Consider the following 17,942-nt stretch of genomic DNA (forward strand, 5'->3'; position numbering starts at 1 on the left):
TGAACCGTACGCCAATGCTGCTTTTGCGGAGATCTACCCGACGGAGACTGAAACGAACGGGAAGCGAAGCCGGAAGATGATCACGTCGGGCGATAGCAGGGACGACGAGGCGTGTCGCGTGCTGGCCAGTCCTGAGTCTCCCCTCTCTACCAGCCCTGGACCCGCCGCCTGTGTGAAGGTTCGGGGCTCCCGGGTCTTTGGGGATACCGGACACCGGGCGGTGAAAGTCTCTAGAGTGCGTGATCGTCGGGCAGTGTGTGCAGGGCACTGCGGATGACCGAGGGGGCTGTGTGAGAGTCGAACTTCCGCCGGAGCTGCTGAACTTCGTCAACCGTGACGAGGAGCAGGAACGTGCCGTGCGTGCCGTGACGGAATGGCGGAGCCGGTCCCGCCCGCTGGTCATCGGGCTGCGCGCGCCGACGGGCTTGGGGAAGACGGAGCTGGCCAACCGGATCGCCCGTACTCTGTGCGACCGTTTCCCTTTCACCGATGTGTTGTCCGTCGACCTTGACGACTTCCGGGTGGACGGGAAGCTGGACCCCGGTGATGTGCTCCTCCGGTTGTTGAAATCCCTCGGTGTGGAGCAGGACAAGGTAGAGGCGCAGTACGCGGCCCGGTGTGCGCAGTACTGGAACAAAACATCCGGCGCGAAACTGGTCCTCCTGCTGGACAACGTGCGCCACGCCCCGGATGTCGTCACCCTGCTGCCGGCGTCGGGCGACAGCGTGGTGATCGTCACGAGCCATGGTCCGCTCCACGAGTTCGAAGCCGGTGCCGTGGAGGATCTGCCGCTGCCGCCGCTGGACGAGCGGGCGGCGACAGAACTGCTGGAGCTGATCGTTCCTGACAACCGGCTGGCCGCCGACCCCGAGGCGGCGCGGGCGGTGGTCGAGTTGTGCGAGGGTCTGCCCGCGGCGCTGCATGTGGCGGGTCAGCTGGTGCGTGCGCACCAGCTGCGTCCACTTTCCCGTCTTCTTGCCGATCTCCGGGCGGAGTTGGACGAGCAGGGAGTGGATGGTGTGGAGCATGTCTGGGACACCGCCTACGCTGATCTGTCCGGGTCGGCGGCCCTGCTCTACCGGTTGCTTCCGCACCATCCCGGCGGGACGTTCACGCTCCACTCGGCCACCGCCCTCTCGGGACTGGGACCGGAGGTCTGCCAGGACGCGCTGGACGAGTTGCGCCGCGCCGGATTACTCGACCTGCGTCTGCTGTCGCTGACGGAGGCCGGTCAGATGAGACTGCTGGGTCCGCTGCGTGCACACGCCCTGCGCAGGTCGCGCCGGGAGACGACGGACGGTGAGGTGGCCGAGGCTCAGGTCAGGCTATTGCGCTGGTTCGTACGGCAGGCTCAGCTGGCCGACCTGTTTACCGCCGGCCCCCGGCTGACCGTCGTGGGACTTTTCGATCCTGTTCCCGGTGTGCCGGACGTTCCGTTGGAGGATCCGGAAGCGACCGAGGACGAGCGGGTCGGGGCTGTACGCGCCGTACGTGCGGCCCACTGGCTGTACGAGGAACGTCACGTGGTGTTCGCGTGCTCGCGCCTGGCCCACGCCCGCAGGATGGACACCGAGGTCGTGGCCCTGTCCGAGCCCGTGTGGACGCATGCCCTGGACCACCCCCACCAGTCCGAGGTCGTCGAGGTCCTTCGGCGCACCGTCGACTCGGCGGTCCGGCACGGAGGGAACGCGGGATGGCTGGTGCGCACGCGCTGTCAGCTGGCCAGACCGCTGTGGGAGTCGGGGGCGCTGAGCGAGGCCGGGGTGCAGATCGTCGCTGCGATGTCCGCCGCCGAGCTGCTGGGCGACTCGAAACAGGACCGTAAGCTCGCCGCGTCGGCCGTGGAGCACCGCGGCATGCTCAAGGGCGCGCGGGGTGAGTGGAGTTCCGCCCTGGACGACTTCGCCGGCGCCCGCGAACTGCACCGGGCGATCCCCAACCCGTACGGCATCCTGCTCCAGACCTATCGGATGGGCGAGGCGAGCGCGAAGCTGGGTGACCTTGAGCTGGCGCGTGGTCTGCTGTCCGAGGCGCACGCCGGGTTCGTGGCGAAGAAGCGCGAGAGGCTGATCGGACGCTCGGCGTTCGCCCTCGCCGGTGTCCTCCACCAGCTCGGCCGGGCGGACGAGGCCCGTGCGCTGTACGAGGAGTCGCTCGGGCGGGCCGACAGGCGGCGCTCCGGCTTCGACCTGGCCCGCGTCCACGATGCGCTCGCGGACCTGGACACAGCCGAGGGGCGCCTGATGGAGGCCGAGGCACACCGCACGACGGCCCGGACCCTCCGCCGGCGCAACGGCCTCGTCTAGATCATCTGGACCACCTGGGCTGCCTCGATGTCCGTGGCCGGGCGAAGGACGATGCGGAAAGTCCGCTCTCCGATGAGGCAGTCCAGCACGGCAGCGCTGTCCGGGGCGGGCCGGAGGGAGACCAGCCAGGCGTGAACGGCCGACAGCGCGACGGCCGGGTCGATCCGCACGACCCGGCCTCCCTCGGAGCGCGGTTCGGCCTGGACGGCGTACGTCTGTTCATGATCGCGGAATCTGAGGAGGCACTCGCCGGACGGTAGTAGAGCCGCGGCTGAGCGGCAGCCCGGGTAGGCGGACAGGGCGTGCCGGGTCCATCCGTCGGCGGTCCAGGCCAGGTCCACGGGGGCGGCGGACACCGGGAGCGGGCGCCGGTACAACAGGCCTGCAGAACGGGCGAGTTGCTCGCCAGCCGCGCCGTGCTCCACGGCCAGGTGGTGGCCGGGCAGCCCGGAGCCAGCCGGGTGGCGGGTGATCCGCACGCCCGCCGCGGTGGTCTCCACGTGGACGTCGAACGCTGCGGGGACACGGGGTGCGGGTGCGGGCGAGGGCAGTAGCCGGGGGGTGATGTCGTGGGCGGGGGGCGCGAGGCCGAGCAGGGCGTAGATTTCGGTGCGCAGGCGGTTCACGGCATCTCCGGGGGGCGCGAACGCGGCCTGGGCGGCGGTTTGCCCGGGGCCCGGCCGGTACGCCCGCAGCGCGTCGATGATGTCCTCGGCGCGCTCCAACTGCGGTATCCGGTCGAGGAGTACGCCCATCGGGCTGTCGGGGATCAGTTCGCCGCCTCCTCGGTAGACGCTCACGACGGGGCGGTCCTGAGCGGCGCAGTAGTACAGGGCGGCCGATCCGTGGTCGGTTATCAGGGCGTCGGCGGCTATCAGGACGGAGGCCCACTCTTCGTGCGAATCGGGCAGGATCATCCCCGCGTCGAGGGCCGGTGTGAGGCGTTCGGTCAGCTCGTACGTGCCGAGCAGGCTGCGCTCGTTGGGGTGGACTACGAGTGCCAACTGGTTTTCGTCATGCGGTAGTTGGGCCGCGAGCAAGGCCGGTAGTCCAGGGTGTCGCTGGATGAGGGACTCGGGCCCCCAGGTGGAGACCAGGACCAGTAGCTTGCGGGCCCCGGTGCCCAACGTGGCCCGGTAGCGGTCGCGTAGCGGCGTTGAGGCGAGGACGCGTTCCAGAGTGAGATCGCCGATGACCTTCGCGTGCTGGGAGTCCTGCGGGTCCGTGGCGGTCACCCTGGCGACCTGATTGGGATGGGCCAGGGCGTGCAGTGCTATTGGAGCGTCGTGATCGGTTCGTCGCAGATACGTCGGGTCCAGTCCGGATGCCGAGTCGGCCGAACCTTCGCCGGGGATCGACTTGTTGAAGCCCGCGCCGTGCGGCAGGAGGACGTGCGGGCCGCGCAGCAGCCCGAGGTCGCCCTTCGGGCTCGCGGCGACGACCAGGTCGTACGTGCGAGCGAGCGCTTCGCTCCAAGGCACCGTGCGGCCTCCGAGGGCGTCGATCGCGGAGAGAGCGTCCGCTCCGAAGTCGGATCCGGGAACGAGGGTGAACAGGCGGGTGATTCGGTCGTCACCGGAGAAGACGGGGAGAACGTCAAGCAGACGATAGAGGGCCACAGCCGACCGCGCCGCGAACAGAACCGTCGCCCGTCGCCCGTCGCCCGTCGCCCGTCGCCCGTCGCCCGTCGCCCGTCGCCCGTCGCCCGTCGCCCGTCGCCCGTCGCCCGTCGCCCGTCGCCCGAAAGTATCCATTCTATCGGAAACTGGCGTGTGGCAACAGCTGTATCCGCAGGTCGGGGCGGTTTTTTCCGCGTCGTCGGGCGACATGGCCTGATCGTATCGCTCGGAGTTCGAAGGTTGTCGGGAGTGATCCACGTCGCACTTCGGCAAGGGTGGTGTGGCAGGCCCTGGCTGATCGCGAGGATGGCGGCATGAGTGACTGGGGAATCGCATTGATTGCCGCGGGATCGGCGATCGCGGGCAGCGTCGTCACCGGCTGGTACGCCCGCAGCGCCGGTATCCGGCAGGCCACTGCGGCACGGCACGCGGGCGACCGCCAGGCGGACGCGCTGCTCGAATCGGTTCGTATGACGCTCCGCGCCGAGTCCGGCCACCGCGAGTTCGCCCTCCGCCGCCAGACCTACGCGGACTTCCTCGGAGCCGCGGACGCCAAGATCCTCACCGAACGGAACGGGCGGGGCCAAGCCGAAGACGACGTCCTGCTGCAACGCACCCTGGGCGGAGTACTCCTGGAAGGCCCGCCGGATGCCGTCGCCGCAGCGCAACACCTCGTCGACTGCCTGCGACGCCATGAGACACCCGATGAACTCACGCGCGCGAAGCTGGCCTTCGTCTCGGTGGCGCAGGAGTGCTGCCGGCCCCGGTGACCGTGCGCAGACCTTCTCCGGGCTCCCTGCGTTGGCTATCCCCCTGTGGCCATGGGCGTGCAGCGCGGAAGTGCCGTGTCGTCTGGGGGCTGGATGACAAGGCCCGTGCCAATCGGCGGGTGAGCGCGGAGTGGAGGCCTGATACCTCGTACACCGTGGGGTGCACGAAGTCGGTCCAGCCGTCGGTCAAGGTCGGGCCAGACGGCCAGCAGCACCTCGGCGCCAGGCAGGCCGAGGGTGCGCGGTGACGTCCATGCGCCCGTCGGTGGTGGGTTTCCATTCTCAGCAGGACCTTGCCGGGGGTACGCGGTCGGTACGGCGGCCGGTACCGGGCGGCAGACGAGTGACCAGAGGTCGACGATGGACGAGTGGGCAGGGGCGGAAGCAGTGATGGGTTCCCGCCGGCTGACTGATCGGTCGAGTGAACAGCCAGCCGGGGTGGTCGGCACCAGCTACGCCGGAACAGCTTCCTCCGGAGAGATTCGCTGGGAGAAAGCGCCCGCCCGGAGGTCTGTGGGAGGCCGACAATCCCGGTGATCCGGTTCCTTGTCACCTGTGGTGCCGGTCTCGGTGGCCAGCCGGTGGCCGGACGCCTTTAGACTACGTAATGCGAGGCGTCACAGGCCAAGCAGCAGCACGTGCTCTGATCAGGCAGAACGTCATTCAGCGGCATGAGCGGTCACCACGCAACACGAACGCTCACGGTCTCGTAATGCGTAGGTCTCGGGTTCGAATCCCGAAGGCGGCTCGGATCAGCCCCAGGACTCACTCGCCGTGACCTGGGGCTTTCTCATGCCCTTTACCTGAGCGGGCATGCAGCGGCAGAGGTCCGCGCCCTGGGCGGCTGCGGCCGGCCTGCTCACCGCCACCATGGCCACGCGCTGGGGCTACCACTTCCATCGTCCACACCTTGGCAAATTCGTCTGGGCCGAGGTGCCGGCCCGGCCCTCGGTCGCCATCAGCGAAGTACCCGATGGCCGAAGCCAGACCACCCCGCTCCTTCTGGGCAGGTCCCCACTTCACTACGGGAGCTCTAGCAATCCAGCTGGCTTCGGCATCTCGCGGCAGGCCAGCCAGCTCAGGATGCCGGGCGGACGAGTCAAGGTTGAGCGGCTCCTGGATGGAACAGCCGCCTGGACGCACGCCCGACCATGCGCACGCATCGCGGCCCGGACCGGCAGTGCACTGGAGAGGCAAGAAGATCACCAAGCGGGCCGTCCCGCTGCTGGCCGCAGTCCTTGCTTGTCATAGGCGAGCGATATCGTTGATGAGTCGCTCGCACGGGGTAATACGACGCCGGGGCGGGCGCGCCTGACAGGACATGCTCAGCTATGTCGAGCACCCCCCCCCGTCAGGTTACCTGCAGCAACACACGGCCTTCGGGCCGCCGCCCTTTGACGAGCAAGGACACCCCCGACTGATGGCAGTGACCCAGCTGGAGATCGAGAGTCGGCTGTGGGATGCCGCTGACGAGTTGCGTGTGGCGATGCCCGAAGCGCAGTACTCCTCGGTCGTCTTCCCGCTGATGTTCTGGAAGTACCTGTCAGACACCTGGGAGCACCACCACCAGGAGTTCCTGGCCGAGAACGAGAGCCTGGACAACCTCTCCGTTGAGGAAGCCCACGAGATCGAGTACCGCGACTACCAGTCGTTCGAGATCCCGTTCATCTATCCCGGCACCGTCCAGCAGCGCCGCGCCTCTTGGTCGTCCATCCTCACCACTATCGCCCACCCTGGTCTCGGTCAGCGGGTCCGCACCGCCCTTCAGGCAATCGAGACGGCTAACCCTGCCAAGTTCTCCCGCTTGTTCGGGTCCATGACCTGGACAGCCGAAGAGGTCTTGTCGGGGGAGGTGTTGGCGGCGGTCATGCAGGCGATGGACCGCACTCCGAAGATGCACGAGGGCAACATGTCCCACGACGTGCTCGGCGGAGCGTACGAGTACCTCCTGAAGCGGTTCTCCGACGGCTCCGGGACCCGCGCTGGCCAGTTCTTCACCCCGCGCGAGGTCGTCGAGCTGATCGTCGAGATCCTCGACCCCAAGGGCTACGAGTCGGTGTACGACCCGACCTGCGGGTCGGGCGGCATGCTCATTGCCTCCGCGAACCTTCTCAAGGCCCACAGCAAGCGTGGCTACACGCTCAAGTTGTACGGGCAGGAGGCCGTCCCGGACACCGCGGGTGTGGCTCGCATGAACCTCTTCATGCACAACCTGGACCAGTTCCAGGTTGAGGTGGGCGACACGCTGAAGGACCCCCGGTTCAAGAAGCCGGACGGCTCCGTCGCGCAGTTCGACGTGATCCTCGCCAACCCTCCTTACGGCCTGAAGTGGAAGCCCTGGACCAACGACCCCCGTGCCATCGGTGGGGTCGCTCCGCAGCCTTCGGCTGACTGGGCGTTCGTACAGCACATGATCGCCAGCATGGACCCCCAGAAGGGCCGTGCCGGCGTCGTCCTGCCCCACGGCGTCCTCTTCCGCGGCGGCCAGGAAGCAGCTATCCGGCAGCGGGTCCTCAAGGACGACCTCCTCGAAGCTGTGATCGGGTTGCCGGCGAACCTCTTCTATTCGACGGCCATCCCCACGGCGATCCTGGTGTTCCGAGCGCTCGGCACCAAGGCCCCGGACCGTCAGGGCAAGGTGCTGTTCATTGATGCCTCCAAGAAGTTTGCCAAGGTCAAGAAGCGCAATGTCCTCACCATCGCCGACATCGCCGACACGGTGGCTGCCTACCACTCGGACTCCGATACAGACGGCAACCCTGTAATCCACGGCGGTGGCAATCTGGCAACACGCTTCGTGCCCCTCACGGAGATCGCGGCGAACGAGTACGACCTGAACATCGGCCGGTACATCAAACAGGCCACCGCCGAGAGCGAAGACCTCGGGACCCTCATCGACATCTACAACATGGCCCGTGCCGAGCGACAGAAGACCGAGGCTCGCATGCTCGAGGTGCTCGCCGCCGCCGGGATCGAGGGCTTCGACGATGAGTAATCCGACCGGCAATGACTCTGTCGCCCGGGTGCAAGAGGGCTGGGTCCGGGGGCCACTGGCGCGCTTCCTCACGCCCAATGTAGAAACCGTGGACGTGGACCCAGAGCAGAAGTACCCCACCGTGGGGGTGCTGAACAGGGGCCGAGGGCTGCTCTATCGAGAACCCGTCGCGGGAAGCTCGACGTCCTACAAGAAGTTCAACCGGATCGGCCCGGGCGTGCTCGTCTACAGCCGACTCAAGGCGTTCGAGGGCGCGATTACCATTACGCCTGACGACCTGCCGGAATCGTTCGCCTCGCAGGAGTTCCCGACCTTCTCCTTCACGCCAACCGCGGACCCGGAATTCTTTCGAATTCTCACCACGACGCAGCTCATGTGGAACGCCCTGCAGGGGGCGTCGAAGGGAATGGGGGGCAGGCGTGAGCGGGTGAAGCCTGTCGACTTCCTCAACATCAGTATGGCAATTCCGCCACTGCCAGTGCAGAGGCAGATTGTCGAGGTCATCGGTGCGGTCGACGAGCAGATCAGCGCCCTCGACGCCGAGGCGGACGCGCTCGATGAGCTTTGGTGGGCGCTGGGGCGAGAGATGGTCGTAGCGGTCAAGGGTGAGAGAACGGTCGCACTGGCATCGTTCTGTGACATCTCGGGTGGCCTCACGAAAAACAAGAAAGACCTTGAGCAGCCTGACCTTGTGGAGGTGCCGTATCTGCGCGTGGCGAATGTTCATCGGCACCACCTGAATTTGTCTGAGGTAGCGACGATCCAGACCACCCAGGCTAAAGCAGCAAAACTGCGACTGCGCCGGGGCGACGTTTTGATGAACGAGGGCGGAGACAGGGACAAGCTTGGTAGGGGACATGTTTGGGAGGGTCAGATTCCAGATTGTATCCACCAGAACCACGTCTTCAGGGTTCGGGTCACCGATCAGAGCTTCGATTCGTATTTCGTGTCAGCTTGGGGCAACACCTTCGGCCGAATCTGGTTTGAGACATTTGGCACTCAGACGACAGGGATCGCCTCCATCAACCGTGCGACCCTTAGCCGATTCCCTGTCCCGGATGTCCCCTTGTCGGTCCAGCGGGACTGGGCAGGGCGTCTCGGGGTTGTCGTAAAGACGATGGACTCGCTCCGAGACCAGGAAGAAAGTCTCCGAGCAACCCGCGCAAGCCTTGTGTCGGGCCTATTGGACCAGAGCATCACAATCGACGTTTAGCCCGACTAGGGGGGTCTGAGGCGTGGCGAAGGGTATTCGGGAGCGCGAGTTCCAGAATCAGATGATCCAGTGGTCCTTGCCAATGGGTTGGGAGTACACCGCAGGGCGAGCTCTGCCGCGGGAAACCATACAGACGGTGGTCGTCTCCCACTTGCGGGAGGCCATCGTCAGGTTGAACCCCGGGGTGATCGACGGGTTCGACCTGGACGTGGTGGTCGATGAAGTCGTGGCCACGGTCACCGCCGTCGAAGGCGGACTGGTCCGAGCCAACGAGCAGGTGCTGCGTCTGTTGCGAGGGCGGAAGGAGTTCCGGGACAACGACGGCGTGTGGCACACGCTGAAGTTGGTCGACTTCGAGACGTTGACCGCCAACACGATGGTCGTCTCGGACGAGGTGACCATCAGCGTGCCGGGCAAGACCTCCCGGCGGTTCGACCTCGTTTACTGGATCAACGGCCTGCCCCTTGTCGTGGTCGAGGTGAAGTCCCCGACCGCGAAGTCCGCGTGGGCGGATGCCGCCCGCGAGATCAACAACGTGTACGCCACGGAGTACCCGTGGTTCTTCACGCCCAACGTCTTCGCCGTCGCCACGGACGGGCTGAAGCTGCGGTTCGGTGCCGCTGGCGCGCCCACCAACCTGTGGCAGCCGTTCCGGTCCACCGACGATGACGAGAACCTGTCCGGTCACGCTGACGTGAAGCGCTCCGTCGAGTTGTTGATGAACCCAGCCACGGTCCTGGACATGCTCGCCAACTTCGTCCTCTTCGACACCGCCGGGGGAGGGACCGACAAGAAGTACCTCCCCCGCTACCCGCAGATGGAAGCTGCGCACCTAATCCACGAGCGCGTTCTGCAAGGCGGCTCGAAGGGGCTGGTCTGGCACCACCAAGGGTCCGGGAAGACCCTGCTGATGGTGTTCGCCGCCGCGCTGCTACTAGCCGATACTCGCACCGAGTCGCCCACGATCATCCTGCTCTCGGACCGGACTCACCTCGTCCGGCAGACCTCAGGGGTGTTCACCTCCGCCATGGGAGACGCGTACTTCCATAAACCTTCGAACAGCCAAAAGCTGCGCGACCTGCTGGTCGACGACGTGCGTGGCGTCATCTCCACGACCGTCCACAAGTTCGCCGAGGCTGGCAAGGACCTGTCGGTCCGGAACAACATCATCGTGCTCGTCGACGAGGCACACCGCACCCAGTCCTCCGATGAAGAATCCCTGGCCGGGCAGATGCGCGCAGCGTTGCCCAACGCGAGGTTCTTCGGCATGACCGGCACCCCTATCAGGAACCTCGCCACCGACACCTTTGATCTCTTCGGAGAGGAGGCCGACCCAGGCAGGGTGCTGCACCGATATTCGGTATCCCGCTCTCTGCTAGACGAGGCAACCGTCCCGGTCATCTTGCATCCGCACCCGGTCTCCTTCGAGATGGACGACCAGGCTTTGCAGGCCGAGTTCGACGAGTTCGCTGACGACTTCGACCTTGACGACCCCGACCGTGAGGCCCTGTCCCGCAAGTTCGGACGCCTTACGTCAGTGTTCGCCAACCCTGACCGTATCCATGCGGTCTGCCAGCACATCGTGGACCACTACCTGGCCGGCGCCTACCGAAACGGCCTCAAAGCGCAGGTTGTCGCTTACAACCGTGAGCTGGCTGTGGCGTACACAGACGAGATCAACGAGCTGCTTGCCGGGTTCGAGGCATCCCAAGTGCTCGGCGAGGTCGGGAAGCACCAGCAGATCACTGCAGAGGTGAACATCTCTGTCTCGGACTCCAAGACCGAAGACGTCGACATGAAGACGTACCAGCTCTCGGAGACCGAGGAGGAGGAGCAAAAGCGGCGGTTTCTCAGCCCGGACGACCCGCTGTGCTTCCTGGTGGTGACCGCGAAGCTGATGACTGGGTTCGACGCTCCCAACGAGGGTGTCCTCTACCTGGACAAGCCGCTGAAGGCTCACAACCTGTTCCAGACGATCACTCGTCCGAACCGCCTCTGGGTGTCGCCGACGGGGTTCGTTAAGACCTCCGGTGTGGTCGTGGACTACATCGGTCTGGCCGAAGAAGTCCAGCGGGCCGTCGTCGACCCCACCGCAGTTGGGCCCAGCAAGGGAGGCGGTTTCGTCACTGACCTGTCCGAGCTGGTCGCCGAATTCCGACTCGCCTTCGCCCGCATCGAAGACCTCCTCGCGGACGTGGACGGAGTCGACCTGACGGTCCACGGATACCAGTCCGTTCGAGCCATTAACATCTTTCTGGACGCCAACCCTGACGCCGCCGAGGTGTTCAGCAAGGATTACCGGCTCCTGGCCCGCCTGTACCCGTTCATCAATACTGACAAGCGGATCGCCAAGTACAGCGACGGCTTCGGACTGTTCGGGTCCGTGTACACGACCCTCTTCAAGAAGTCCTCTGACGAAGAGAGGAAGGAACGACTGGCTGAGCTGGGGCCGATGGTCCTGGAGATCATCAACGCCCACGTCCACTCCTTCTCCGTGGTCGCCTCTCAGGAGGAAGCGCTCAGCCTGGACGCCCAGGGCATCACCATCCTCAAGGAGCTGCTGGCGCTCGTCCGCCCCAAGACCGACAAGGACGGCAGCGAGGACACATCCACGCCGTCAGCGGCGGAAATCCTGGACCACATCAAGGCTGCCCTCGACAAGGGCGTCGAACCAGGGTCCGCGAAGTACACCGCCCTCGCGGAGCGGATCAAGCAGCTGCGGGACCGGATCATCCAGAATGCCCAGGACGCACTGGACTTCCTGTCCGAAGCGCTTCGGGTGGCCCGGGCCATCGTCAACGCTGAGAAGCACCCCGACGAAGCCGTCGTGGTACTGGACGAAGACCACATCGGTGTCCTGTCGCGGATAATCCACGACCACGCACCTGTCGGCCTCACCATCACGGAGCGAAACCTGGCCGAGGAAATCGATCAGGTGGTCACCCACACCCTCGCTCGGGCATGGGACAACGCCGACGCCCGCAACCGAGGCGCCCGCCGCGCTACCGCCGCGGTCTTCCGCCGGTACATGTTGAAGCCGGTGGGGGAGCCGTATGACTCCACCGTCGCCTATATCGAAGCCCACTACCTCGTTGACTGACGAACAAGGGGAAGGCCCGGACCGCCCTGAGCGGCCTGGGCCTTCGTGGTCTCGGCTGACAGTTCGGACACCCTCAGCTGCTCTTGTGTCCTGCGAGGTTAGGTAACAAGCTCATTCTTCCTCTTCGTCTGCTTCCTGGCGCAACCGGTCGGCGATGTCCACTAGGGAGCCTCGCTGCGGAACGAACCAGCGCCGCGTGCCCTGAAGCGGTCTGCTCTGGTGACCGGCCTCCACGAGCATCTTCTGGGCCAGGCCGGTCGGCGAGTATGCGACACCGTCCACCGCCCACACCAGGCAGTTACGGCGCTGCCGGGTCCAGGTCGCACGCGCCCGGCGCGGATCCGCCGTGAGCCAGGGGGTGAGCTGCTGTTGTTCGCGGCCAGGGACTGGGCGGAACTCCAGGAGCGTCCCGTCCTCCAGCGCGTTGTTCTCGAAGATCACGGTGACTGCCTTGGCTTTCCGTGCTTGTCCTTCACGCTCGGACGTGCGGTAATCCGCTGAGAGAGGCGGAGGCTGGATATTGCCCTGCAGGGTCGCCAGCGCTGAACCGGCGACGTCGGAATATCGCTCCGCATTACGGAAGATGCTGCTCACCTGGCTCTTGGGTCCGTACCCCGTGTCGATCCAGTGGATCAAGGTTGCTACGGCGGCGTCCACGAGTGGGGCGACGCACGCCGGTATCGTTGGCCAATCGGACTCCGGAATCTCCTGCCAGCCTTGGGGCAGGCGCTGGAAGGTCACGTGAGCGATGAGCAGTCGCCCAAGATCGGCGAGCGTGCCGGCGCGCCCCTCCCACTGCGGCCGTTGTTCGTCGATCTGCCGCTCGACCTCCCGAAGTACCAGGATGGTGCGCCAGGTCTTCACCGCGTCGGTACGGTGCAGCGGAAATAGCCGGTGGTGCTGCTTCGGATCCCAAAGAAGGTCGATGTCCACGTTGGCTTGGAAGGACAGTTCCGGAGAGGCGTGAGCGCAGGCGAGCGCGGTTGCGGCCTCCCTGAGGGTGCAACCGTCGTCCTTGGACTGCGGTGGCTCCTCGCCACGGCGTAGGACATATGTCTTCCGCACCCGAAGCAGGAAGTCGTCGCGGAGCTGCTGCTGCACCTTCTCCAGAGCGATGAAGTCCTGGGGCTCCACCCTGTTCTGGGTGTTGGTCGTTCGGGTGACGTCGTGGTCGAAACCCTCCGGGCAGTCCGTCAAGGAGATGATGCGGACGCTGATCCGCGCGCGTGAGACAACATCCGGGGTCTGCTGGTACGCCTCGTGGACGGAGGCGACCGTCTGAGCACCGTTGACAATGCTCGCTCCCTCCATTTCCAGGTCCCCCCGAGGGCCCATGATCACTTTGTCGCACAGCACCGTGATCCCGTTGTTGAAGTACCAGAAGTGCTCGGGCTTTTTACGAAGGGTTTCTACAAGGGTGCGATTGACCGCGGTGACGCCGAGAGGATTGCGGATGTTTCGCTGGAAGAGCCGGTGGTGGTTGGCCTCGTACCAGCGGGCGACCTCTGCGCCTCCGATCGTGCCGTGGTACGCCAGGATGGGCTCCTTGATCGGACTGACATCGACAGCCGAGGCCGAGGCCTTCAACTTGATCTGGGGTTCGGCGATTCCGGAGCGCAGGATGCGGATGAAGTCCGGCAGCCGAAGGGCGCGCAGGCGCACGGAGTCTTCGTACTCCGTGCAGAACCGGTCGAGCACCTCCTTGGCCTCGGCTCCCATCGGCTGGGTCCCCGCCCAGGCCGGCAGCAGGGTGATCTGTACCCGCGGATTACTGAGCGCCCGTTCCAGGTCGGGGATGTGTGGCGTCAGCTTAGTGTTGAAACACTGGTAATCCCGTGCGATCAGTAGTTCCAGACCGTTCTTTAGGTCGAGGGCAGCGCTCTTGGAGAAGGTGGCTGTGCCGTCGCTACTCCACTTCGCCTGCACCACCCAGACCTGGGGCTCTTCCGAGGTGAGATCGACCGCCACGGCGTCGATGCCCTGGTCACCGAAGGAGTCGATGACGAACTCGGCGCAGCGCTCCAGCGGATAGCCGGTGAACTCGCGGATCGCCAGGGCAGCCAGGGAACGGGAGAGAAATGAGCTCCGCCGGGTTCGCTCCCCAAACTGAGATAGATCGTCAACGGCGGTGATCCCAGTGAACTGCTCATCGAGGGCGTGTTCGAGCTGCTGGGCGTGCAGAGCGGTCACTGTGCTCCTGTCGGCGGCTGGCGGCCGGGCTGGGACGGTGGCGGGGGTATGCCCACGCCTCATCAGCGATTCAGGTTGCTTGCCTAAGAGCCTGCACGTCAAGCGCTTCGCCGCATTGTGTAGTCATGAAGGGACTGAGAGCAGCGAATTGCTGCAGCGCCGAGCATCTGCGGCGGTGCCGGGCGCTGTTCGGGGCGACATAGGTCGTCGCGTGGTCGAACGACGCGCACGGGCGTGAGGCGTCCATGCGGTGCCGGCCGTTCCCATGGCCGACGGAGGTCGTCGGCCATGGGCCGGGCGAGGCGGAGTTGGGTATAGGCGGCGATGACCAGCCAGGTCCAGCAGTCCGCCGCGGCCGGATCGCGAAGTTTCGGAGCGGTCCAGCCAAGGGTCTGCTTGAGCATTCTGAAGGTATGTTCAAGATCCAATGCCGTTAGGTTAACCTGCTCCTTCATCGTGTATGACGGATGTTCAGGGGCGGTTGTGGGGCCTGAGTTGCGTGATGTGGTGAGTGTCGGGCTGCTGGCACGGGTGTATCCGGCGGGGCTGGTGGACGAGGTGCTTGAGGCGTGCGGGCGGGTGGAGCGCCGGTCTCGGCTGCTGCCGGCTCGGCTGATGGTGTATTTCGTCCTGGGGATGGCGTTGTTCTCGCCGGATCCGTATCTGGAGGTCATGCGCAAGACGACGTTCGGTCTGCGGCAGATCGGCCTGCTGGGAACCTGGCGGGAGCCGAGCAAGCCGTCCATCTTTCTGGCGCGTCAGCGGCTGGGAGCCGAACCGTTGCGGACGTTGTTCACCCGTGCCGCCGTGCCGCTGGCCGGGCCCGCGGAGAGCTGGGCCTTCTGGCGGGGACTGCGGCTGATGGCGGTGGACGGAACAAGCGTCGACCTGGCCGACTCCCCGGCCAACGAGGAGGAGTTCGGGCGCCACGGCGGCCGGCCCAAGGCCGGCAAGGCGCCGTACAAGCGGGCGGCGTTTCCGCAAGCCAAGATCGTGGGGCTGGTGGAGTGCGGCACGCATGCCGTCGTCGACGCGGTGGTCAGCGCGTACTCGGTCCACGAGGCGCTGACCGCCCGGGACCTGGCCCGGTCGATGAGCCCGGGCATGCTGGTCCTGGGCGACCGGGGCCTGCCTGGTGTGGACCTGTGGCGGGCCTGGTCGGCATCCGGAGCGGATCTTCTACTGCGACTGGCAGGCAAACGCTACGGACTCGAGCCCGACCGGCTGCTGCCCGACGGCTCCTGGATCACCACGATCTACGGGTACGAAGACCGCCGACGCGAGCACGGCATCCAGGTCCGCGCTCTGCGCTACCAACTCGACGATGGCCAGGAGACCTACACACTCCTGACCACGTTGCTCGACCACGAGCATTACCCCGGACCTGAGTTGGCCGCCCTCTACACCGAGCGATGGGAGATCGAGACGACCTTCAAGGAACTCAAGACCCAACAGATCGGCGCGGGCACCGTCCTGACCAGCAAGACCCCGGACGGAATCCTCCAACAGATCTGGGGCCACCTGCTCGTGCACTACGCCCTGCGCGTGCACATGCTCGAAGCCGCCCGCGCCAACGCCGACGCCCTCGACCCCGACCGCCTGTCCTTCACCACCTGCCTGCGCGCCGCCCGCCGCATCGCGCTGATGCCGCCGGCGGACTTTTCCCCCTCACCACCACTGCCCGGCCCGCCTGATGCTTGACGAACTCCTCGCCAACATCAACCCACCCCGGCGACCGCGGACGAGCCCCCGCGTCATCAAACGCGTCATCTCCCGCTACCGCATCAAGAAACCTGACGACCGGCAAGCTCCCACACCACCCCGCAACCCCACGCTCATACCACCCCCATCAGAGTCTTAACCTAACGGCATTGGTTCAAGATCGAATCGCCGCAGAAACGATTGCCAGAGCCGGTCCACATCGGCAGCAGTGGCATCGCAACGTGACCACCACAGCTACACCGGCTTGGGATCTCGGTCCCCGGGCAGGTGGTCGGCCTGTAGGTGAACCACTGTGCCTGCGATGACCGGTAGTTCCCCTTCGGGATAGTCGGCCACGCCGAGCGACGGACCAGCAGCGGGTGCCGCTGGCCCGGCCATAGGTGTGGCAGAACAGCCTGTCCGGGCTGGTGTTCGCGTCCGGCCGCAGCCAGTTGCTGACATCGACGGCCAGGACGATCCGCCCCTGAATCAAGGGGAGACTCGGGGTATTCCGCATCCGGATGGGGAGAACAGCTGGTTGCCCGGCTGGCTCTCCGGACTGCCGCACTTCGCGAGCTGGGGTGGCCGCAATCCGGGTGTGCCGAACCCCCAGTGGGCGTCAGTTGTCATCGTCCCATTGGCCTTCCTTGGCCGTACGGGGTCCCTCAAGCTCGACCACGGCGTCGGCCAGGCGCAGAACGCCAGCATCACCCTGGCAGGCCGCAGGGGTATAGACAGCGCCGGGAATGGCCACGGCCGATGCGGTCAACAGTGCGCCAAGCTCGTCCACCAGGTAGCCCTTGGCCCAGCGGACGCGGTACCGCCCCTCAGGGCGGCGGGAGTACTCGGTGACAGCGCCATGGGCGAACGTGGACCACCAGAGGTGTCCACGAGTGATCAGGGCGCTGCGCAGGGCGGTGCAGGGGGTCGGGGCCCAGTAGTGGGCGAAGCCCTCCTCGGCCGATGTCATGTGGGTGGCGCCCTTCAGTAGTTGCCGCCCCTGATCGCTTTCATCGAGCAATTGCATGTCCCATCCTCCCAACTGCTGTCGGCTGTCCTGAAACTCCAGGCGGCCACCGGTCGTTAGGTGCCGCATCAGGAGACTGCGGCGGCCGACTTCTTCCAGACGAAGTCCTGGAAGACCGGTGAGTTCGGCGGGCTTGTCCGACGCGGTGGTGAGTGTCGGCAGGAGGTAGCGCGCTACGCGGGCAGCGCAGGACAGACGCAGAACGAGACGGTCCGGGCGCGGCAGCACGACGCTGTAGTACAACAGCAATTCGGGGAAGGTTCGCCCGCCCATGCGGTCAAAGGGGTGCTCACGATGACGGCTGAACAGGCAAAGCTGCAGCATCGCCTGGAAGATCTGTTGGGACGGGTCTGGGGTGTCCAGGTGAATCCGCCCAGCCGGATCGAGCAGGGGCATCAGATCGTGGGCGCTCAGGTCGAGCAGGTGGCGGCACTGTGCGCGGCGGGCTTTGTCGCTGGTGTAGGGCATGACGGGCCTATCCTCAGATGAAGGTGCTGCCCGGTCAGCAGGAGGAAAGCCGTCTTGGCTGTAATTGATGTCGCGAGGAGACGGGGTATCGCACCCTTTGGCCCGTGGCGGACCCATCCCGGGAGGGGCCCTCGACCGCCAGCCGGTCTCCGCGGCTGTGCCACGTCATCATACCAGGGCCACGGGATGTCATACCGAAGGATATGACGAGGCAAAGGAGATCCTGAAGGCGGGCTGGGGTGACGCTCAACGATCGGGAGGCTTGCAATCTTCGATCGCAGGTACGTCTTCCGTCACCCTTGGGGGTGATATTTGGTGGTCGCGTGCGGATGGAGTTGCGGCCTCGTCATCCCTTGATGTTCCCTCATCTCGCCTGGCTGTCGCGGCGGCCAGTTCCGGACGCTTTGAACCGACCCTGGCGCCGACGGACAACCCTCCTCGTTCAATTCCACTCCAGCCGTCCGTCATTGGTCTCCACGCGCTTTCTGCCGGGTCGGGGCAGAACAGAAGGAGTGCGTGATGCCCCTCGAACAGCATCTCGTCAGCGTCCGAC

At 65.8% G+C, this 17,942-nt stretch carries 9 protein-coding genes and 1 pseudogene; 6 read left to right on the forward strand and 4 right to left on the reverse strand.

Annotation, left to right across the window (positions count from 1 at the left end; translation table 11 throughout):
- Window positions 1–290: 290 nt before the first annotated feature.
- Window positions 291–2,306: an NB-ARC domain-containing protein gene (locus ABTZ94_RS01710; RefSeq protein ID WP_351196420.1), complete on the forward strand. Its 2,016-nt coding sequence runs from the start codon at window positions 291–293 to the stop codon at window positions 2,304–2,306.
- Here the strand turns inward: ABTZ94_RS01710 and ABTZ94_RS01715 are convergent.
- On the reverse strand, window positions 2,303–3,925 hold the full coding sequence (locus ABTZ94_RS01715; RefSeq protein ID WP_351196422.1) for a translation initiation factor 2: 1,623 nt from the start codon (window positions 3,923–3,925) through the stop codon (window positions 2,303–2,305). The genes ABTZ94_RS01710 and ABTZ94_RS01715 overlap by 4 nt on opposite strands.
- 314 nt (window positions 3,926–4,239) lie before the next feature.
- Between ABTZ94_RS01715 and ABTZ94_RS01720 the strand changes: the two genes are divergently transcribed.
- The 4 genes from ABTZ94_RS01720 to ABTZ94_RS01735 all read left to right on the forward strand — a co-directional run bounded on the left by ABTZ94_RS01720 (window position 4,240) and on the right by ABTZ94_RS01735 (window position 12,003).
- Window positions 4,240–4,695: a hypothetical protein gene (locus ABTZ94_RS01720; protein ID WP_351196424.1), complete on the forward strand. Its 456-nt coding sequence runs from the start codon at window positions 4,240–4,242 to the stop codon at window positions 4,693–4,695.
- A 1,420-nt stretch (window positions 4,696–6,115) separates the two neighbouring features.
- Window positions 6,116–7,690, forward strand: coding sequence for a type I restriction-modification system subunit M (locus tag ABTZ94_RS01725; protein WP_351196426.1), 1,575 nt, complete (start codon window positions 6,116–6,118; stop codon window positions 7,688–7,690).
- Entirely contained in the window at window positions 7,683–8,903 is a 1,221-nt protein-coding gene (locus ABTZ94_RS01730) for a restriction endonuclease subunit S (protein WP_351196428.1), read from the forward strand. The genes ABTZ94_RS01725 and ABTZ94_RS01730 overlap by 8 nt, the downstream gene beginning before the upstream one ends.
- Before the next feature lie 22 nt (window positions 8,904–8,925).
- On the forward strand, window positions 8,926–12,003 hold the full coding sequence (locus ABTZ94_RS01735) for a type I restriction endonuclease subunit R (protein ID WP_351196430.1): 3,078 nt from the start codon (window positions 8,926–8,928) through the stop codon (window positions 12,001–12,003).
- Between the two features lie 111 nt (window positions 12,004–12,114).
- Here ABTZ94_RS01735 and ABTZ94_RS01740 read toward each other — a convergent pair whose 3' ends face one another.
- Window positions 12,115–14,193, reverse strand: coding sequence for an AIPR family protein (locus ABTZ94_RS01740; RefSeq protein WP_351196432.1), 2,079 nt, complete (start codon window positions 14,191–14,193; stop codon window positions 12,115–12,117).
- 173 nt (window positions 14,194–14,366) lie between these two features.
- Window positions 14,367–14,630, reverse strand: a pseudogene (locus tag ABTZ94_RS01745) (NF041680 family putative transposase); the annotation flags it as partial.
- A gap of 70 nt (window positions 14,631–14,700) precedes the next feature.
- On the opposite strand from ABTZ94_RS01745, the gene ABTZ94_RS01750 reads away from it, so the two are divergent.
- A complete protein-coding gene (locus tag ABTZ94_RS01750; protein WP_351196434.1) occupies window positions 14,701–15,894 on the forward strand; it encodes an IS4 family transposase in 1,194 nt (397 codons plus the stop codon).
- Between the two features lie 619 nt (window positions 15,895–16,513).
- Here ABTZ94_RS01750 and ABTZ94_RS01760 read toward each other — a convergent pair.
- Complete coding sequence (locus ABTZ94_RS01760; protein ID WP_351196436.1) at window positions 16,514–17,389, reverse strand: hypothetical protein; 876 nt, start codon at window positions 17,387–17,389, stop codon at window positions 16,514–16,516.
- Window positions 17,390–17,942: the final 553 nt, after the last annotated feature.

The sequence above is a fragment of the Streptomyces sp. NPDC002785 genome (genome assembly GCF_040295565.1).
GTDB lineage: Bacteria > Actinomycetota > Actinomycetes > Streptomycetales > Streptomycetaceae > Streptomyces.

Bases quoted from the DNA above. Each gene is read 5' to 3' on its own strand.
- ABTZ94_RS01725 (WP_351196426.1), top strand. From the start codon at position 6,116: ATGGCAGTGACCCAGCTGGAGATCGAGAGTCGGCTGTGGGATGCCGCT.
- ABTZ94_RS01730 (WP_351196428.1), top strand. From the start codon at position 7,683: ATGAGTAATCCGACCGGCAATGACTCTGTCGCCCGGGTGCAAGAGGGC.
- ABTZ94_RS01760 (WP_351196436.1), bottom strand. From the start codon at position 17,389: ATGCCCTACACCAGCGACAAAGCCCGCCGCGCACAGTGCCGCCACCTG.
- ABTZ94_RS01720 (WP_351196424.1), top strand. From the start codon at position 4,240: ATGAGTGACTGGGGAATCGCATTGATTGCCGCGGGATCGGCGATCGCG.